This is a genomic window from Thermoplasmata archaeon, from assembly GCA_035632695.1.
Classification (GTDB): domain Archaea; phylum Thermoplasmatota; class Thermoplasmata; order RBG-16-68-12; family RBG-16-68-12; genus RBG-16-68-12.
In genome coordinates, this window is the sequence record DASQGG010000013.1 from 1 (window position 1) to 1,867 (window position 1,867).

The following is a 1,867-nucleotide window of genomic DNA, read 5'->3' on the forward strand; positions in this document are numbered from 1 at the left end:
AGCCCTTGCGGACCCTTCGATGAACCGCCCGGTCCCCGCGGCACACTTGTCGTTCATGCAGAAGTCGGTCACGTCCCCGCGCTCGTCAATCCGGATGGCCTTCGTGTCCTGCCCGCCCATGTCCAGGACCGTCCGCGTTCCCGGGAACAGAAGGTGGGCCCCCCGGGCATGGCAGGCGATCTCCGTGATCTGAGCCTTCCCGAACGTGATCTTGTACCGGCCGTAGCCCGTGCCGACGGCGAAGGCGACGTCCCCGTCACCGATGCCGACCTTCGCAAGGAGATCGGCGTAGACCTTCTTTGCCGCGGCCAGGATGTTCACGCCCGTCATGTCAATCGCCGTCGCGACGAGCTTCCCGTCGCCGTCCACGAGCGCGGCCTTCGTGTACGTCGAGCCGGCGTCGACCCCCGCGAAGAACGAGCCTTGGGCGGGCATCGCCTAGGACCTCCCCCGCACGGAGAGCGTCTCGAAGAACGCGTCCACCCGGTTCCGGGTCTGGGCCTCGCTGAAGTACCTCGGGTCCACGTGGTCCGACTCGATGAGCAGGGTGGGGATGTCGCACTCCCTGGCCAGGTACTCGCGGATGTCTCCCTGCCCCATGGAGAAGGAACGGCAGCTCTTGATGGAATGGATCACGACGCCGTCGGCCGCGTACTCCCGGACGTACCGCTCGATCAGGTGGGTGCGCATGGGCATGTTCCAGTTGCAGTACGCGTGGATCATGTACTCGGCCAAGGACTCCATGGGCCGGTTCGGATCCAAGCGGAACGAACCCGTGTCCACCATGCCCGCGACCTTCGGGTAGGTGGAAGCCACGCCCCGTGCGTTGTGCTCGCGGAACAGACCCCAGAAGCGCTTGAAGAAGGGATAATTCGGCACACCCTCGAACACGAGGCGGTATCGCTCCTCTGCGGTCGGACCTACGCCGGCCGCGGACCGGCGCTCCAGCTCGTCGAGCAGCGTGCGGTAGAAGTCGACGCAGGTCTCGCTGCCGCGGGCGAACGTGATCGGGGCCATGTAGTAGATCGACTCGAAGTACGCGTCGAAGGGCGTGGGCCTCCGCTTGCCCATCTCCAGACACCGTCGCCAGAGGTCCCAGGCCTCGCCGGACCGGCGAACGCTCTCCTTGAGAGCACCCTCGTCGAAGCGCCGGCCCGTGAGCGTCTCGAGCTTGCCCACGAACTCCCAGAGTTGCGCGGCGACGTACTCGATGTCGTGCTTCGGGATGCTCCCGTCGAACTCTCGGAGGTACGGGATGTCCAACACGAAGATCGGCGCACCCGTCCGGTAGTGGAGTTGCTCCCACCAGTGGATGTAGATCTGGCATCCGGAGTAGGAGAGAAGGAGCACATCGGGCTTGGGGATCGGTCCGAGGACGGTCTGCACGTTGTCCATGGCCGCGGCAATCCCCATCTTCACATAGCCGCACGCGTCGGTGGAATAGCCTTCCTCCTCGGCGAGGGCGATCAGGGCCGGGGCGCCGCCTCGGTACGAGATGTTGAGCGACGTGATCTCCGGATACAGCGGCAGGATGTCGAAGGCGCTCAGGATCTCGATCGGGTTCGCCATCACGAACGCGTAGCCGATCCGCCTCGAGCCGCGCGCCGCGGGGTCCGCGAGGGAGTGGAGATAAGCCTTGACGAGCTCACCTTGAAGGTGTTTCGCGCGATCGAAATCCTGCGGGATGGGTGCGGAAACGGTCTCGACCATGGCCTCGCGTCGCTTCCGCCTTCCCTATGGGGTTCGAGAACGTTTGTATCTTTACGCCCGGACTTATATAAATCGGTATGTCCGGATGGGAACGGACACGGGCGGAGGCGTTACCTGTGCTTCCAGACGGGCTTCCGCTTCTCCAGGAACGCGTTGA

2 protein-coding genes are annotated in these 1,867 nt (G+C 64.7%); both read right to left on the bottom strand.

Features of this window, described 5'->3' with window-relative positions; translation table 11 throughout:
• A partial coding sequence (locus VEY12_00795) for an acyl-CoA dehydratase activase (protein HYM38669.1) occupies window positions 1-435 on the bottom strand: 435 nt, incomplete at its 3' end.
• Between the two features lie 3 nt (window positions 436-438).
• Complete coding sequence (locus VEY12_00800) at window positions 439-1,710, bottom strand: 2-hydroxyacyl-CoA dehydratase family protein (protein ID HYM38670.1); 1,272 nt, start codon at window positions 1,708-1,710, stop codon at window positions 439-441.
• Between the last annotated feature and the right edge of the window lie 157 nt (window positions 1,711-1,867).

What these genes read in the sequence shown, in the direction of transcription:
- VEY12_00800 (HYM38670.1), bottom strand. Translation starts at nt 1,710, where the DNA reads ATGGTCGAGACCGTTTCCGCACCCATCCCGCAGGATTTCGATCGCGCG.